The following is a 16,585-nucleotide window of genomic DNA, read 5'->3' as shown; positions in this document are numbered from 1 at the left end:
TTGCAGCATTTCGTTGATCTTCGATTGACGCCTGCTGCATTGCAGCAAAATCCTTGCAGTCATCGCGACTCCTCTCGCGATGATTGGGGATGATCATGCATAAAAAAGCGGTTTTCCGCTCGATCCTGCTTGGCGGATCGATTCTGGGCGCCATTTCGACGCCTGCCTTCGCTCAATCTACTCCGGACCAGCCGTCCGAGATCGATGAGATCGTGGTCACGGGCTCGCGCCTGTCTGCGACCGCCGCGACACAGGCGGCTCAGCCGGTCCAGGTGGTGACGGCGCAATCGATCGAGGCCCAGGGCGTGACGCAGGTCGCCGACCTGCTGGATCGCATCCCGGCGCTGCAATCCTCGACCAGTTCGGCCCAGGCAGACGGCGGGGCCGCGACCCTGGACCTGCGCGGCATGGGGCCGGAGCGCACCCTGACCTTGGTCAATGGGCGACGTTACGTCGCCGGCGTGCCCGGATCGGCCGCCGTGGACGTCAGCAGCATTCCCGCCGGCCTGATCGAACGTGTCGAAGTCCTGACCGGCGGCGCCTCCGCTGTCTATGGGTCCGACGCGGTCACCGGCGTGGTCAACTTCATTCTCAAGGACGACTACGAGGGCACCGAGATGACGGTGCAGGGCGGCCTGTCCGGCGAAGGCGATGCCGAGGAGTTCTATATCTCGCTGCTGCATGGCCGAAACTTCGACAATGGACGCGGCAACTTCACGATCGGGGTGCAGGGCAACGAACGCTCGGAGCTCTACTACGGGGATCGCAGCTATTCGAAAAACAACGGGACCTACGACGACTACACCAACCCCGCGCTCTTCTTCCAGGTCGGCGATCCCATTCCGGCGGGATATACTTTGGCCGAAGTGCGTGGCCAGCGAATCCTGGGGTTCGTGAGCGCAAATCCAACTGCGGTCGTGGATGCATCGCTCATCGCTCGCGCCCGATCTTCCACCCCGCGCGCCTTCATCGCCGATCCCCGCTTCTCGATCTCCAGCACCAGCGGTTTGATCGGCATCGATCTGGACGGCGACGGCTATGCCGATCCGGCCGGTTTCTTTTCCAATCCGCAGGTCAGCGCCGACTGCAACACCAACCGCAACGGTCAGCTCGGCTATGGCTGCTACACCGTCGATCCGGTCACCGGGCAGCTGCGGCCCTTCCAGGACGGCCTCTATGCCGGCTCCTCCAACCAGTCGGGCGGCGACGGCGCAGCGCAAGTGTTCGACAACCAGAGCCTGCTGCCCAAGGAGTCGAGCTATTCGGTCAGCTTCACGGCCAACTACAACCTCTCGACTTTCTTCAACCCGTTCGTCGAGATCAATGTGTCGTGGAACAAGGGCACGACCTTCAGCCCCTACAACACCTACGACGACTCCATCCCGATCTCGCTGGACAACCCCTTCATTCCGGCGGCGCTGAGGGCGCTGGTCGATGCCGAGATCGCGGCTGATCCCAGCGTCGCGGGAACGGCTCAGATCGCGCTTTCGCGCGACCATATCGACATCTTCGATCCCAAGGCCGTCAGCGACCGCCGCACCTATCGCGCTGTGGTCGGCACGCGGGGCGAGCTTGATCTGGGCTGGAAATACGAGCTGTCGTTCAACTATGGCCGCACCGAGCGGGACACGACCTTCGCCGTGCGGCTGGAGGACCGCTTCTTCGCCGCCCTTGACGCCGTCACCGATCCGGTGACCGGCCAGGCGGTCTGCCGCTCGACCCTCGATCCCACGGCGGCGCCGCCCATTTCAGGCCTCTATCCCGGGTTCGGCGGGCCTGTGCCGAACCCGTTCCAGACCTTCACGCCGGGCGCGGGTTCGGATTGCCGCCCGCTGAACCTGTTCGGGCTGGGCAATGTCAGCCCGGAAGCCTCGGCCTTCGTCGGACCGCTGGCGACCGACACCTCCCTGATCCAGCAGACGGTCGTCTCGGGCTTCCTGGCCGGCGATCTGTCGCGCTGGTTCAGCCTGCCGGGCGGCCCGATCAGCTTCGCCCTCGGCGGCGAGTATCGCAAGGAACAGAGCGACTTCAATCCGAACGACTATGACGAGCAGGGCGTGACCTTCCGCTACGCCACCACGGCGGCCGTCTCCGGCGAGTTCGAGGTGTCGGAAGGATTCGTGGAAGTCAGCTTGCCGCTGCTGGCGGACCTGCCGTTCGCTGAGACCCTGACCCTGAACGCCGCAGCCCGGTTCGGCGACTATACCAACATCGGCAATACGGAGACCTTCAAGGCGGACCTGATCTGGGCGCCGGTGACCGACGTCCGGTTCCGCGGGGGCGTGGCCAAGGCCGTGCGTGCGCCGAACATCGCCGAACTGTTCACGCCGTTGGAAACGTCCGGCTTCCGTCCGATCGATCCCTGCTCGGCAGAGAACATCACCCAAGGGACGAGCACGCGTGAGGCCAACTGCCGCGCGGATCTGGCCCGTTACGGCGTGACGGTCGGCTCGACCTATGATTTCGAAGACCCGCTGACGGCCCAATTCTTCGGCGCGGCCGGCGGCAACCCCAATCTGCAGGCGGAAACCTCGGATTCCTGGACGGCGGGCGTGGTGCTGCAACCGCGCTTCATCCCGAACTTCACGCTGACGGCCGACTACTGGAACATCAAGATCGAGAACGCCATCGCCTCGGTCTCGGACCAGGACATCGTCAACAGCTGCTATGACGCGCCAAGCATCGCCAACCAGTATTGCGCTCTGCTCAGCCGCGACGATCGCCCCGGCTCATTGACCCAGGGCGGCCTGGACTATCTGCAGCAGAGCAAGGTGAACTTCGCGGGGCTAGAGGCGTCGGGCATCGATTTCAATGCCGTCTATCGGCTGAATATGGACACGTTCGGCAAGCCGGAATGGGGTTCGCTGGCCCTGGGTGTCGGCGGCACCTGGCTTGAGGACCGCAACGATTTCCCGTTCGCCGCAGACGCTGGCCTGGCCAATCCGGTCAAGGAGCAGTTGAACTCGCCCGAGTGGGTGGTCAACACCTCCGTCCGCTGGAGCGTGGGCGACTTCACCGCCGGTCTGTTCTCGAACTATCAGAGCAAGCAGACGCGTTCGGGCGTCGAGATCGAGAATACGGTGTCCTTCGACGCGCCGTGGAACGATCCCATCTGGACCCACGACGCCTCGCTGTCCTGGGACATCGACGGCAAGAGCGACCTGATCCTGGGCGTCAACAACCTGACGGACGAGGAGCCGTTCCTCAGCACGGTGGCGACCCCGGTTTCGGCGCGTGGCCGCTATGTCTTCGTGCGGTTCAACAAGAAGCTCTGATCACCGTCAGAAAAAGAGGGGCGGCGGCCGGAAACGGTCGCCGCCCTTTTGCTCGTCAGGCGCCGTCCAGAAACAGCCGGCAGGCCGGATTGGCGGTCTCGTCCACGTAAGGGTAGCCCAGGTCGGCGAGGGCGGCGGACAGTTGATCCTGCTCCTGCGGGGGCACGCTGATGCCGGCCAGCACCCGGCCCACGTCGTCGCCGTGGTTGCGATAGTGGAACAGGGTCAGGGCCCAGGCGGGCTGGAGGCTGTTGAGGAAGCGCAGGAAGGCGCCGGGCCGTTCGGGGAACTGAAAGCGCAGGATGCGTTCGTGCGGCAGGCCGACTGTGCGGCCGCCGACCATATAGCGGACGTGCAGTTTCGCCGTTTCGTTGTCGCTCATGTCCTCGACGGCGTAGCCGCCGGCGCGCAGGGCGGCGATCAGGTCGTCACGCTCGTGCGGCCCGTTGCGCAGCGCCACCCCCACGAAAATCTGGGCGTCGCCGTCCCCGGACCAGCGGTAGTTGAACTCGGTCACCGACCGGCCGTCCAGCGTATCCAGGAAGCGGCGATAGTCGTCGCGGTCGTCCTTCATCGCCACGGCCAGCAGGGCCTCGGCGCCCTCGCCGATCTCGGCCCGTTCGGCGACGTGGCGCAGCCGGTCGAAGTTGAGATTGGCGCCCGAGTTGACGGCGATCAGCGTTCCCGCGCCGGGATGGGCGGCGGCCCAGGCCTTGAGGCCCGCCAGGGCGACGGCGCCCGAGGGTTCGGCGATGGCGCGGCTGTCGTCGAAGATGTCCTTGATGGCGGCGCAGATAGCGTCGGTGTCCACCAGGACGATCTCGTCCAGCAGGTCCTTGCACAGGCGGAAGGTGTGATCCCCGGCGCGGCGCACGGCGACTCCGTCCGCGAACAGGCCGACTTCGTTCAGTGTCACGACCTCGCCGGCGTCGATGGCGGCCTTCATGGTGGGGGCGTCGACCGGCTCGACGCCGATGACGCGGGTGTCGGGGCGCAGGAATTTGACGATGGCGGCGACGCCGGCGGCCAGACCTCCGCCGCCGATGGGCACGAATATCGCTTCGATGGGGTCGGCGTGCTGACGGGCGATCTCAAGCCCCACCGTGCCCTGGCCGGCGATCACGTCGGGATCGTCGAAGGGGTGGATGAAGGCCGCGCCGGTCTGGCCTTCCAGATGGCGGGCGTGGGCGTAGGCCTCGTCGAAACTGTCGCCGTGCAACACGACCTCGCCGCCCAGGGCGCGGACGGCGGCGACCTTGATGCCGGGGGTGGTGGTCGGCATGACGATGGTCGCGGGCGTGTTGCGCCGCGCGGCGGCCAGGGCGACCCCTTGGGCGTGATTGCCGGCCGAGGCGCAGATGACGCCTTTCGACAGCTCGTCCTCTGATAGGGCGGCGATCTTGTTGTAGGCGCCGCGGATCTTGAACGAAAAGACCGGCTGCAGGTCCTCGCGCTTCAGCAGGACGGGGCGGTCCAGCCGCGCCGACAGGCGGCGCAGCGGGTCGAGAGGCGTTTCCTCCGCCACGTCATAAACGCGGGCGGTGAGGATGCGGCGGATGGTGTCCTGCATGGAAATGTCGTGAATAGGCTTGAAGCGGCAAAGAAGTGGGCTGTCATCTAGGCGAACTCGGTCGTCTTGGGAACGGTTTTTGCAAATCCGAGCCGTCGGCGCTTGCGGAGTGTGGCTTTGCATTTCCTCTTGCGCCGCGTCCGCATCGGCCTACATTGTTCCTGCTTATGCTAACTTTGAGCATAAGGGTCTAGGGAGACGGTCATGGCGGACGGCACCTTTGGTCTGACGAAGGAACTGGAGCGGGAGACCGCGGGGGTGTGGGCGAAGGTCAAGGACCACGTCACGCCGCTGGAGTGGCCGGCCCAGGCGCGGTTGATCAGCGAGATCAACCGGCTGAAGCGCGAGCGCGACGCCGTGATTCTGGCCCACAACTATATGACGCCCGAGATCTTCCACGGGGTGGGCGACTATGTCGGCGACAGCCTGGGCCTGGCCAAGGAGGCCGCGCGGTCGGACGCCAAGGTCATCGTCCAGGCGGGCGTCCACTTCATGGCCGAGACCTCGAAGATTCTGAGCCCGGAAAAGACCGTGCTGATCCCCGATCTGCGGGCGGGCTGTTCGCTGGCGTCGTCGATCACGGGGGCGGATGTGCGGCTGATCAAGCAGCGCTATCCGGGCCTGCCGGTCGTGACCTATGTGAACACCACGGCCGATGTGAAGGCCGAGACCGACATCTGCTGCACCAGCGCCAACGCCGTTCAGGTGGTCGAATGGGCGGCCAAGGAATGGGGCGTGGATCGGGTCATCCTGATCCCCGACGAATATCTGGCGCGCAATGTCGCGGCCCAGACGACGGTCGGGATCATCGCCTGGAAGGGCCGCTGCGAGGTGCACGAACGGTTCACGGTGGACGACATCGCCGAGATGCGCGCCGCCTATCCGGGCGCCGAGATTCTGGCCCACCCGGAATGCCCCGAAGACGTGCTGGCGGCGGCGGACTTCGCCGGTTCGACGGCGGCCATGACCGACTATGTCGAGACGCGCCGGCCCAAACAGGTGGTCCTGATCACCGAATGTTCGATGGCCTCGAACGTGGCCGGCGACGTGCCGGGCGTGCAGTTCATCGGCCCGTGCAACCTGTGCCCGCACATGAAGCGGATCACGCTGGAAAATATCCGCGACTGTCTGCTGCACATGCAGTTCGAGGTGACGGTGCCGGAAGAGATGATCGAGCGCGGGCGCATGGCCGTGCAGCGGATGATCGACCTGCCGCCGCCCGCCGTTCCGGCGCGCTATGACCTGGTCAAGGCGCGGCATCACGTCGATGTGGAGCTGATCTGAGCGACGCGGCGATCGGTCCCGGCGACGGGACGGTCGTCCGCGCCCATCTGGACGCCATGAGCAACACCGACACCCCAAACCCCACGCCCCTCAGCCCCTCTGGCCGCACGCCCGGTCCTTGGGATGCTCGGCCCGAGGACGCCGCCGTTCGTGAGGCGCAGGTCGAACGCGCCGCCATCGACGCCCCGGTCGAGAAGGATCAGAGCCTGGTCTGGGCGCTGTTGTCCACGGCCCTGATGGGCGGCTTCCTGTGGTGGGTCACGGGCAGCGCCATCGTGGCGGGCGCGGTGCTGATCGGCCTGTTCGTCCACGAGGCGGGGCATGCCCTGGCGATGAACAAGCTCGGCATGGGGCCGGCGCGCATCTACATCATTCCCTTCCTGGGGGGACTGGCCAAGGCGCGGCGCGAGCCCCGCAGCGAATGGGACGGCGTGCTGGTGTCGCTCGCCGGGCCGGCCTTCGGCCTGCTGGCCATGATCCCCTTCGTCGGGGTGTGGATGGCGCTGGGGCAGGGCGAATGGCTGATGGGGGCCTTCTTCATCGCCATGCTGAACCTGGTGAACCTGGTCCCCGCGCCGCCGCTGGACGGGTCCAAGGCTCTGGGGCCGGTGCTGACGCGGGTGCATCCGCGACTGGAGCAGATCGTGCTGCTGGTCATCGGTGTGGCCGTGGTCTGGTGGGGACTGTCCACCGGCCGGTTTATCCTGGCCGCTTTCCTGGCCCTGTCGGTGTTCAGCCATCTGAAGCGCGGCGTCTGGCGCGCGGCCTGGGGCACGCTGAGCTGGGCCGAGGCGGGCAAGAGCCTGGGGCTCTATCTGCTGACCCTTGCCGTATGTGCGGCGGCCGCTGTTGGCACCCTGATGCCGATGACCGGGGGCGATCCGGCCGGGGCGGTGCAACTGGGCCTGAACTATCTCGGAGTGCGCGGATGAACCGGACGCGGCATGACGGCCCACTGATCGTCGGCGCAGGCCTGGCGGGGCTGTCGGCCGCGCTGGAGGCGGCCAAGGCGGGGGCCAAGGTCTTGGTGGTGACGCCGGAGCCGCTGTTAAACGCCTGTTCGTCGGCCTGGGCGCAGGGCGGTATGGCGGCGGCCCTGACGGCTCAGGATTCGGCTGAACGCCATGCGAAAGATACCGAGGCGGCGGGCGCGGGCCTGGTCGATCCGGGCGCGACGCGGGCCCTGACAGAGGCGGGGCGTGAAACGGTGGAATGGCTGGCGGCCTTGGGCGCACCGTTCGACCGGGATGCAGAAGGCGGCTTCGTCGTCAGCCTGGAGGCGGCCCACTCCGTTCCGCGCGTGGCGCGGGTCGGCGGCGACGGGGCCGGGCGGGCCATCCTGTCGGCCGTGGTCGCGGCGGTGCGGGCCGAGAAGCTGATCGAGGTGTGGGACGATGCGCGACTGAAAGGCCTGCTGCAGGACGGCGACGGCCGGGGGGTCGGGGCGGTTATCATGCGCGGCGGCCGTCTGATCGAGATCACGGCGACGGCCGTGGTGCTGGCCACCGGCGGCGCGGGTGGCCTGTTCGCGGCGACCACGACCCCGGCGGCGCTGAAGGGCGAGGGGATGGCCCTGGCCGCGCGAGCCGGCGCGGAAATCCTCGATCCCGAGTTCGTGCAGTTTCACCCCACCGCCATCGACGTGGGTCTGGACCCCGCGCCTCTGGCGACCGAGGCGCTGCGGGGCGAGGGCGCGCGGCTGATCGACGGACAGGGGCGGTTCCTGCTGGGTGACGAAAGCGACGCCGATCTGAAACCACGCGACGTGGTGGCGCGGGCGGTTCATGCGGCGCGGGCCGCGGGAAGAGGCGCCTTTCTGGATGCGCGCACGGCCATTGGCGAGGCCTTCCCGCACGAGTTTCCCGCCGTCTTCGCCGCCTGCATGCGCAGCGGCCTGGACCCGCGCGTCAGTCCCATTCCAGTGATGGCGGCCTGCCACTATCACATGGGCGGGATCGCCGCCGACGAGGACGGACGCACGACGATTGCGGGCCTCTATGCGGTCGGAGAATGCGCGGCGACGGGGGTGCACGGCGCCAACCGGTTGGCCTCCAACTCCCTGCTCGAAGCGGCGGCCTTCGGTCGGCGCGCGGGCGTGGCGGCGACCCTGGAAACAGGCGGCGGCCGTGCTGCGCCGGTCGAGATCGCGCCCGATCTGCCGGATGCGGCGATGGCTGAACTGCGCACCGCGATGACGGCCCATGCGGGCGTGGTGCGCGATGCGGCGGGGCTGTCGGCCCTGATCGCCCTGATCGACACGCTGGAGGTCCAGCACGGGCCGGCGGCCGTCCTGCTGGCGGCGCGGCTGATCGCCCAGGCGGCGCTGGATCGGCGCGAGAGCCGGGGCGGTCATTATCGTTCGGACTATCCTCAGACGGCGGCGCGCGCCGACCATACGCGGGTGCGTATCACGCGCCCGGCGACGCTGGAGGCGGCGGAATGAGCCGGTCTCTTCCCGATGTCCTGATCGAACCCGTCGTGCGACTGGCTCTGGCCGAGGATTTGGGCCGGGCGGGCGACGTGACCGCCATGGCTTGCATTCCCGAGGGCGCGCGCATGAAGGCGGCGTTCGCGGCGCGCAAGCCGGGCATGCTGGCCGGGATCGACTGTGTGCGGCTGGCGGTGCTGGCCATGGATCCGAAGGCGTTCGTGGACGTGCGCCTCAATGACGGCGACGCCTTCGAGGCGGGCGCGGTGCTGGCGGTGGTCGAGGCCGACGCCCGCGCTTCCCTGTCGGCCGAGCGGACGGCGCTAAACCTCGTCGGGCGGCTCAGCGGCGTGGCGACCTTGACGCGGGCCTATGTCGATACGGTCGCGGGAACGCGCGCGCGGATCGCGGATACGAGGAAGACCACGCCGGGTCTGCGCGCGCTGGAAAAGCACGCCGTGGCCTGCGGCGGCGGAATGAACCATCGCTTCGGCCTGGATGACGCCATCCTGATCAAGGACAATCATGTCGCTGTCTGCGGCGGGGTCGCCGAGGCCGTGCGACGGGCCAAGGCCTTCGCCCCGCACCTGATGAAGGTCGAGGTCGAGGTGGACGGGCTGGATCAGCTGGACGCCGTTCTGGCCCTGATCGACGAGGGCGCGGCGCCGGACGTGATCATGCTGGACAACTTCAGCCTGTCGGACCTGCGGGCTGCCGTGACGCGCGTCGCCGGGCGGATCGTGCTGGAGGCCTCGGGCGGGGTCGATTTGACGACCGTGCGCGGCATCGCCGAGACGGGCGTCGACGTGATCTCGGTCGGCGCCCTGACCCATTCGGCCCCGGTTCTCGACATCGGTCTGGACGCGCTCTAGGCGCCAGACCCTCCAGACCTGGGCCGATCAGGCGGGGCTGGAGGCCGTTTCGACGATGTCGGTCTTGACGGGGGCTTCGGCCGGACGCGCGGGACGGGAAACCGGCTGGGCGTTGGCGGCGCGGGCGGCGGTTGGCGTCGGCGTGGTCGTGGCCGCCGGGCGCGATGTCGTCGCCGGCTGGGCGGCGGGAGCCGGGAGGGACCGGCCTTCCTGCGCCAGCACCATCGTATAGGCCACGGCCTGTCCGGCCTGACGCGCAGTCTCGACCGGGTTGAGGCCGGCCTGGATCAGGCGCGGCTGTTCCGCAGGGGCCGAGGGGCGCGCCGCATAGGTGAAGGCGCCGCTGGAGCCCGAACGCCCGCCGAAGCGATAGAACAGATGGCTGCCGACCTGGCTGACCTGAATCAGCGACGAACGCCAACCCGGCGCGACGGCTGTGGTGTGGAAGTGGGTGGCGTTGCCGACGCGGGCGAAGACCGAGCCCGACATGGCGTCCGACGCGACGGCGCGCGCGCGGTTCCAGGCGGTCTGGTTGACGCGACCGCGCATCACGCCCGAGCAGGTGAAGGAGAACTGGCAGCCGGTGCTGCGGGCCGCGCCCTGGAACACCACGCCGCAGACGGTCTTGGGGAAGGCGGGGTGGCGCACACGGTTCAGGACGACCTGGGCCACGGCCTTCATGCCGTCGCCGCCTTCGCCGCGGGCTTCATAATAGACGGCCTGGGTCAGGCAATCGAGGTCGCGGCTGGCGTCCAGGGCGTTGGCCATCTGGAAGGGGCGGGCGGCGGTCGGGGCGGTCAGGCTGGCGCGGCGCAGACTGGCGTCGCCGGGCGCACGCAGTTGTTCGAGACGGGCGGCCAGCAGTTCGGCCTGTCGATCGCGCTGGGCCGAGCCGGCGCTGGTATAGGGATCGTGGCGACGCGCGATGGTCAGGGCGCTGGCGTCCAGGCCGCCTGCGGCGGCGGCGAGCGCCTCTTCGGTGAAACCGGCGGCGGTCGCGCCCTGAATCCGTTCGGCCTGGGCGCGCAGCGTCGTCGCGCGCGCCGTCGTGCCGCCCAGATAGGCGCAGCCGATCGCCAGTCCCACCAGACCGCCAAAGGCTGCGGCGGCCGTCATGGGCTTGATCTTGGCCACACGATCGGCGCGCAGAATGGCGCGCGTCTGCGAGGAATGCGACAACGAGGTAGTCCTGTTCAGCAGGGCGAGAAACGCGGCCCCCGGGGGTAGTCTTGCCGGCGAGGCGACTCTGCGGTCGCATTCCAGCCTGCAAATTCCGGCGCTCGGCTCACTGGCCCGGGCGTCGAGGACGGGCCTTTAGCCAGCCTTTTATGGCCTCAATGTGTTCGATTCGCAATCCGATGGTTAAGGTGGCGAAACGACTAGGTATTTTTCAGATGGGTGACGGCTTGTGGCGGAAATCCGGCGCATCCTGCATAATCGAACTACCGAATACTGTATTCGGTTACACAGAAACTGCCCGTCGAACGACGTGTTGCGGTGCAGCAGATTAAAGGCGGTGTCTTTGTCTGTTCAAGAATGTGACGCCGCGCGTAATCGCTACTAAAGCGAAAGGCCGGAACCGCGGCGTCGCGTTCGCGTTCAAGCTTGGCCTTTTGGAGAGAAGCACCATGTCCCGAACACTCGTTCTGACCGCCGCCGTCGCCGCCGCCCTGACCCTGGCCGCCTGTGGCGCAACCATCGAACAGAAGGCCGCCAGCGGCGCCATCGCCGGCGCCGTCGTGGGCGGGCCCGTGGGCGCCGCCGTCGGCGGGGCCGCTGGAACGGCCGTGGGCCAGGCGCAAAAGCCGAACTGACCCGGCGCCGACCGCGCCCGTTCGGATGGTGGCCCTTGCCATCGGGCGGGCGCGGCCTACTTTAGGAAAGGCGTGTCGATGGCGACGCCATCGCACGCCAAATGCCTCGCAGGACCGATTTCCTGGCGGCGAACCTTGATTTTCGCCCGCTTATCGGTTTTGTGCCCCCCGCTTCGGGATGCGCGTTTTTTTCGCCGCCTGACCCCCGACGGCCGCCCCTGGCCGTTCACAAGGAACCCTGACGCTTTCGCATGAAAGATCTGAAGACCGGATTCTCCGACCGCATTACCGCCCAGCAGGAGGCCAAGAAGGCCCTGCTCGCCAAATTCAAGCCGAAGGCCGCTGCGCCCGACCCCGAATTCGATCGGCTGGCCGAGAAGCGCGCCGCCGAAAAGGAAGCCCTGCGTCAACAACACGAGATGGCCAAGGCCGAACAGCGCCGCGAGAAGGCCGATAAGGACGCCGCCCGCATGGCTGCCGATCTCGCCGCTCAGGAAGCGATCGAGGCCGAGAAGCGCGCCGACCGCAAGGCGCGCAAGCAGTTGACCAAGGAAGAGCAGAAGGAAAAGCGCGACGCCCGTTACGCCGCGCGCAAGGCACGCCGCTAGGCGCACGCCGACTGCTGAAAAGATCGACGCGTCGCAGCTCTGCGGCGCGTTTTTCTTTGCCCGTCAGGTCACTGGCGCGGCGCTCATGCGCTCCAGCAGGGCGCGCAACTGGTCGGACGAATAGGGTTTGCGCAGCAGCGGCCAGGTCGTATCGGCCAGCACCGCATCCACATCCTCGCCGACATAGCCCGAGGTCAGGGCGATCCGCAGTTCGGGCCACTCGACCGCAGCCGTGCGCGCCAGTTCCACCCCGCTCATGCCGCCCGGCATGACCACATCGGTCAGCATCACGTCGAAGCGGTCGGCGTGCAGGAACTTCAGCGCGTCGTCGCCAGTCTCGGCCCAATCGACCTCAAGCCCGAAACCTTCCAGAATTTCCAGCGCAACGGCGGCGACGCCGGGATCGTCCTCGACCAGCAACATCCTCCCGCCCTCGGCCAAGGGCGCGTCGTCTCCCGACGCCGCGACCGGCGCCGCCACCGCATCCTCGGCGGACAGGGGCGGCAGATAGAGGCAGATTTCGGCGCCCTGTCCCGGCTCCGATTCGATATGGACGCCGCCGCCCGACTGGCGCGCGAACCCATAGACCTGGCTCAGGCCCAGGCCCGTGCCCTTGCCGACGCCCTTGGTGGTGAAGAAGGGTTCGAACACCCGGTCGCGGACCTCGGCCGACATGCCCTCGCCATTGTCGGACACGGCGACGCAGACATAGTCGCCGGGAGGCAGCTCTGCGACCTGGCCGGCCTCGACAGTGCAGGCCCGCGTCTGGACCGTGATCCGCGCGTGGCGGCTCTTGGCCCCCGTCACGTCGCCCAGGGCGTCGCGGGCGTTGACGATCAGGTTCAGCAGCGCCGCCTCGAACTGGGCCGGGTCCACATTGGCGCATGCGCCGCCACGCTTCAGCTTGACCTTGAAGTCCACCGCCTCTCCGACGGCGCGACGCAGCAGGGGTTCGCTCTCGCGGATCAGGGCGTTCAGGTCGATCGGCTCGGGCCTCAGCGCCTGGCGCCGCGAGAAGGCCAGCAGTTGGTGCGTCAGGCTCTCGCCACGTCGCGCCGCCGCCAGGGCCGCCTCGCCCAGCTTCTTGCGCTTGGCCGGATCGTCGCTGCGCAGAATGATGTCCAGGGCGCCGATCACCACGGTCAGCAGGTTGTTGAAATCGTGCGCCACGCCGCCGGTCAGCCGCCCGACCGCCTCCATCCGCTGGGCGTGAACCAGCTGGGCCTCGGCCTGGGCCTTGTCGATCAGGGCTTCGTCCACGCGCTCGGCCAGCAGCTCGTTGATCCGTTTCAGATCGTCCTCGGCGCGTTTGGCGTCGGTCACGTCCAGGCAGGCGCCGACATAGCCCTGGAACTGGCCCGAGGCGTCGAAGCGTGGCACGCCCTCGTTGCGCAGCCAGCGCAGACCCAACAGCGGGTGGTTGACCCGCGTCAGGGCCTCGAACCGATCCCTCGCCTCGAAGGCCCGCATGAAGGCGCCGACGAAGACGCCCTCGTCGTCCGGGTGGATCAGGGCGCGCCAGCTATCGGGCAGATGGCCGTCGGCCTTGACGCCGAAGAAGGTGCGGTATCGCCTGTTGGCGAACACCATCTGGGCGGCGTCGTCGCTCATCCAGATCAGGGCCGGCGCGCTGTCGGCCACGATGCGGAAGCGGTTCTCGGACTCCTCCAGCCTGGCCTGGGCCGCGCGCATGTCGGTGACGTCGAAGGCCACGCCGACGAAGCCCACCACTTCGGACCCGTTCAGCCGGGGGCGCGAGAAGGATTTCAGCCAGCGGCATTCGCCGTCGTGACGCCGATAGCGGGCCTCCATCGAGAACGGCTCGCGGGTCGCTTCGCCTGCCACGGATTCCGCCAGGATGCGGGCCTGGTCGTCGGGATGCAGCGCCTCGCGCCAGTCCAGGGTGCGGACCGTCTCATAGTCCGCGCCATAGAAGTCGACATAGGCCTGGTTGACGAAGGCACGGGTGCGGTCCTGCTGCGTGACCCAGATCAGGACCGGGGCCGTGTCTGCGATGGCGCGGAAGCGTTGCTCGCTCTCCCGGGTCTCGTTCTCGGCGCGGGCGCGCTCGACCTCGGCCCAGGTCCGGGCGGCGACCTCCTCGACCAGGGCGACCTGCGCCTCGGTCCAGCGACGCGGGGTCGCGGAATGGACATAGAGAAAGGCGCGCAGCCGTCCCGTGCGGATCAGCGGCGCGCGGATCAGGGCGCGGGTCTGGATGGCGTCGAAGGCGTCGGCGAAGGCGGCCGTGCGGGCATCCTCTCGGACATCTTCGATCTGGATGGTCCGGCCTTCGGCCAGATCCGTAATCAGATCCTCGCCGAAGGCGTTCAGGCTGAACTGCCCCTGGGCGCTAGCGACGCCGGCGGTCCAGTCGCGGCTCATGGAGACGATGCCCGCCGCCTGGTCCACCTCGCCATAGCCGACGCGGTCGGCGTCCAGCAGGGCGCCCAGGGCGCTTTCGACATCGGCCATGATCTCTTCGGGATCGGTCAGGTCGCGCAGCCGGTCGCTGAGATTCAGAAGGAAGGCCTGGCGACGCTCGGCGCGCGCAGCCGTATCCAGCGCCTCGCGTGTCTCCGTCACGTCGAACGAAATCCCGGCATAACCCAGGAAGACGCCCTGGCCGTCGAAGCGCGGGCGGACGATGGCCCGCATCCAGCGCCAGAGGCCGTCCTGCCCCTTGATCCGCGCCTCCATCTCGAAGGGCTGTCGATCCGCAGCCCCCGCCTTCTCCGCAGCCTTGACGGTCTCAAGATCGTCGGGATGCACCGACGACTTCCAGCCGCCTTCGCGCAGTTTTTCCACGCTCAGGCCGTGCAGGGCGAAGACCGCCGCATTGACGAACTCGAACTCGCCGTTCGCGTCCAGCAGCCAGATCGGCGAGGGGGCCGTGTCGGCGAGCAGACGGAACCGCGTCTCGCTTTCGCTCAGTCGCGAAATGGCGCTGCGCAACGAGGCGCCCACGGCGGCGATGAACAGACCGACGAGCACGAAATTCCAGGTCGCCGCGCCGCCTATGGCGTCCAGGATGCCGTCTCGGCCGGTGGTGGTCAGGGCGACGATCGCCCAACCGCCCCCTGTGCAGACAGCCAGGGCGGCAAGTGCGCCGGTCCAGCCGCCCGCAAGCGCCGCCAGGGTGACGGCCGGCAGCAGGATGGTGAACCCTGTCACCTCGCCATACAGCGGAGAGGCCGCTGCTCGGACGACCAAACCCAGCAGGGCGATGCCGACCCCGATCAGCACGCGACGCAGCGGCGACATCGTCGGCAGGCGCGCCAATCCGACAAGCCAGCGATCCATGCCCGCGATACGCCGTTTCGATACGCCTGCGCTCATACCGTCGGTTTGCCCCATCAGCGTCGCGTTTGCGAAGCTGGAACGCAGCTTTACACCTTGCGTTTCGAGCGACCACCCCCGTTGCGCAGCGGGGGTCGCCGTAACGACGGTCGCCGGATCGCCGGAAAATGGCCTATAAGTCCGAATAGATGCGCGGTTTCAGCGAGAGGCGATTGCGCCGATCGCGGCTGTGGACGGTGAATGACCCTGTTGCCCTGGAAGACGATGTGGACGGCGCTACGGCGTTCGGCGGCGGCCTTGCCTGCGGCCGGCGCTGTGCTGGGCGTCGCCATGGCCGCCGGGTCGAGTGTGCGCCCGGACGTGGACCGCACCGCCGAGGCCGTGTCGCGCATCACCGGCGGCGATCTGGGCGAGGGCGGTCTGGCGGCGATCAGGGGCCGCCTGACCCCGTCGCAACTGGCCATGGCCATGCGGCACGATCCCAACCTGTTGCAGCCGGCCCTGTATGGACTGACGCCCGGCTGGGAAAGCCTGACCCTGGCGGGCAAGCCGGGTCTGGAGCCGGGCAAGAGCGGGCTGGAGGCCCAGCGTTTGAACGCCGCCCTGGCCCCCGCGTCCGGCGCGCTGCGTCCCGCCCTGCCGTTCGTGTTCAAGGGCAGCGCCGACGACCGCAGGCGCGCTCTGCGCTGCCTGACCCAGGCCGTCTATTTCGAGGCGGCGCTGGAGCCGGACAGCGGCCAGGCCGGCGTGGCCCAGGTCGTGCTGAACCGGGTCCGCGATCCCAACTACGCCAACACCGTCTGCGGCGTGGTGTTCGAGGGCGCTGAGCGGACCACGGGCTGCCAGTTCAGCTTCACCTGCGACGGTTCGCTGGCCCAGGCGCCGGTCGGCTGGGCTTGGGATCGGGCCCGCAAGGTCGCGGAGAAGGCGCTGAACGGCGAGGTCGCCCAGCAGGTCGGCACCGCCACCCACTATCACGCCGACTATGTGCATCCCTGGTGGGCGCCGACGGTGGCCAAGGTGACGCAGATCGGCGCGCACATCTTCTATCGCTGGAAGGGCGTCTATGGCGAAACCGCCGCCTTCCGCAAAGTCTACAACGGCCGCGAGCCGGTCATCGACGAGGCGCGCTTCTCGCGGCCCCGCATGACCATCGCAGCCGGCGCCGCGACCGGCGGTCCCGACCCCGACGCCCCAGCCAAGGACGCCCCCCTGCGCACTGTCGAGGTCGATGGTCAGCAGCGGGTCGTCGGCGTCGTCAGCCTGGGCGGACGTCGCCTGCCGACCCGTGACGAGGTCGCCGCCATCAACGCCCGCCTGACCGCCCTGGAGCGGCCCGCAGCCGCGCCCAAGCCCGCCGCGCCTGCGCCGGAAGGCGTGGCGACCATGGACGTCGAAGAAGTCGGTCGTCCCGCGAACTGAAATCCCGCATTG

11 protein-coding genes are annotated in these 16,585 nt (G+C 68.3%); 8 read left to right on the top strand and 3 right to left on the bottom strand.

Annotated elements, in window-relative coordinates; genetic code table 11:
* Positions 1-95 precede the first annotated feature (95 nt).
* Positions 96-3,275, top strand: a complete 3,180-nt coding sequence (locus ACK4MH_RS01390) for a TonB-dependent receptor domain-containing protein (RefSeq protein WP_409713627.1) — start codon at positions 96-98, stop codon at positions 3,273-3,275.
* A 55-nt stretch (positions 3,276-3,330) separates the two neighbouring features.
* Here ACK4MH_RS01390 and ilvA read toward each other — a convergent pair whose 3' ends face one another.
* Entirely contained in the window at positions 3,331-4,845 is a 1,515-nt protein-coding gene (gene ilvA, locus ACK4MH_RS01385) for a threonine ammonia-lyase, biosynthetic (RefSeq protein ID WP_409713624.1), read from the bottom strand.
* Between the two features lie 204 nt (positions 4,846-5,049).
* On the opposite strand from ilvA, the gene nadA reads away from it, so the two are divergent.
* From nadA to nadC, 4 genes are read left to right on the top strand one after another with little or no spacing between them, the layout of a single operon-like run.
* Positions 5,050-6,129, top strand: a complete 1,080-nt coding sequence (gene nadA, locus ACK4MH_RS01380) for a quinolinate synthase NadA (RefSeq protein ID WP_409713621.1) — start codon at positions 5,050-5,052, stop codon at positions 6,127-6,129.
* A gap of 56 nt (positions 6,130-6,185) precedes the next feature.
* Positions 6,186-7,061 carry a metalloprotease gene (locus tag ACK4MH_RS01375; protein WP_409713618.1) on the top strand — a complete coding sequence of 292 codons (876 nt, stop codon included), beginning with the start codon at positions 6,186-6,188 and terminating at the stop codon, positions 7,059-7,061.
* Entirely contained in the window at positions 7,058-8,572 is a 1,515-nt protein-coding gene (locus ACK4MH_RS01370) for an L-aspartate oxidase (RefSeq protein WP_409713615.1), read from the top strand. The genes ACK4MH_RS01375 and ACK4MH_RS01370 overlap by 4 nt, the downstream gene beginning before the upstream one ends.
* Entirely contained in the window at positions 8,569-9,429 is an 861-nt protein-coding gene (nadC, locus tag ACK4MH_RS01365; protein WP_409713612.1) for a carboxylating nicotinate-nucleotide diphosphorylase, read from the top strand. The genes ACK4MH_RS01370 and nadC overlap by 4 nt, the downstream gene beginning before the upstream one ends.
* A 27-nt stretch (positions 9,430-9,456) precedes the next feature.
* Here the strand turns inward: nadC and ACK4MH_RS01360 are convergent, their stop codons facing one another.
* Complete coding sequence (locus ACK4MH_RS01360) at positions 9,457-10,608, bottom strand: cell wall hydrolase (RefSeq protein WP_409713609.1); 1,152 nt, start codon at positions 10,606-10,608, stop codon at positions 9,457-9,459.
* 449 nt (positions 10,609-11,057) lie between these two features.
* Here ACK4MH_RS01360 and ACK4MH_RS01355 point away from each other — a divergent pair, with 449 nt between their 5' ends.
* Both ACK4MH_RS01355 and ACK4MH_RS01350 read left to right on the top strand, forming a co-directional pair.
* The gene (locus ACK4MH_RS01355; protein ID WP_135194881.1) at positions 11,058-11,243 is read left to right on the top strand and encodes a hypothetical protein; all 186 of its coding nucleotides are present in this window, start codon (positions 11,058-11,060) and stop codon (positions 11,241-11,243) included.
* Positions 11,244-11,494: 251 nt separating this feature from the next.
* Entirely contained in the window at positions 11,495-11,851 is a 357-nt protein-coding gene (locus ACK4MH_RS01350) for a DUF6481 family protein (protein ID WP_135194882.1), read from the top strand.
* A gap of 63 nt (positions 11,852-11,914) precedes the next feature.
* On the opposite strand, the gene ACK4MH_RS01345 is transcribed toward ACK4MH_RS01350, so the two are convergent.
* Positions 11,915-15,208 (bottom strand): PAS domain S-box protein, encoded by a 3,294-nt coding sequence (locus ACK4MH_RS01345; protein WP_409713605.1) that lies wholly within the window; start codon positions 15,206-15,208, stop codon positions 11,915-11,917.
* A 183-nt stretch (positions 15,209-15,391) separates the two neighbouring features.
* On the opposite strand from ACK4MH_RS01345, the gene ACK4MH_RS01340 reads away from it, so the two are divergent.
* Positions 15,392-16,573: a cell wall hydrolase gene (locus tag ACK4MH_RS01340; RefSeq protein ID WP_409713602.1), complete on the top strand. Its 1,182-nt coding sequence runs from the start codon at positions 15,392-15,394 to the stop codon at positions 16,571-16,573.
* Positions 16,574-16,585: the final 12 nt, after the last annotated feature.

This window comes from Brevundimonas sp., assembly GCF_046295075.1.
Lineage (GTDB): Bacteria > Pseudomonadota > Alphaproteobacteria > Caulobacterales > Caulobacteraceae > Brevundimonas.
This window is presented reverse-complemented; position numbering and strand designations above follow the sequence as displayed.

Excerpts from the sequence above, each read along its gene's own strand:
- ACK4MH_RS01350 (WP_135194882.1), top strand. The coding sequence starts at position 11,495 with ATGAAAGATCTGAAGACCGGATTCTCCGACCGCATTACCGCCCAGCAG.
- nadA (WP_409713621.1), top strand. The coding sequence starts at position 5,050 with ATGGCGGACGGCACCTTTGGTCTGACGAAGGAACTGGAGCGGGAGACC.
- ACK4MH_RS01375 (WP_409713618.1), top strand. The coding sequence starts at position 6,186 with ATGAGCAACACCGACACCCCAAACCCCACGCCCCTCAGCCCCTCTGGC.
- nadC (WP_409713612.1), top strand. The coding sequence starts at position 8,569 with ATGAGCCGGTCTCTTCCCGATGTCCTGATCGAACCCGTCGTGCGACTG.
- ACK4MH_RS01370 (WP_409713615.1), top strand. The coding sequence starts at position 7,058 with ATGAACCGGACGCGGCATGACGGCCCACTGATCGTCGGCGCAGGCCTG.
- ACK4MH_RS01390 (WP_409713627.1), top strand. The coding sequence starts at position 96 with ATGCATAAAAAAGCGGTTTTCCGCTCGATCCTGCTTGGCGGATCGATT.
- ACK4MH_RS01355 (WP_135194881.1), top strand. The coding sequence starts at position 11,058 with ATGTCCCGAACACTCGTTCTGACCGCCGCCGTCGCCGCCGCCCTGACC.
- ilvA (WP_409713624.1), bottom strand. The coding sequence starts at position 4,845 with ATGCAGGACACCATCCGCCGCATCCTCACCGCCCGCGTTTATGACGTG.
- ACK4MH_RS01345 (WP_409713605.1), bottom strand. The coding sequence starts at position 15,208 with ATGGGGCAAACCGACGGTATGAGCGCAGGCGTATCGAAACGGCGTATC.
- ACK4MH_RS01340 (WP_409713602.1), top strand. The coding sequence starts at position 15,392 with ATGACCCTGTTGCCCTGGAAGACGATGTGGACGGCGCTACGGCGTTCG.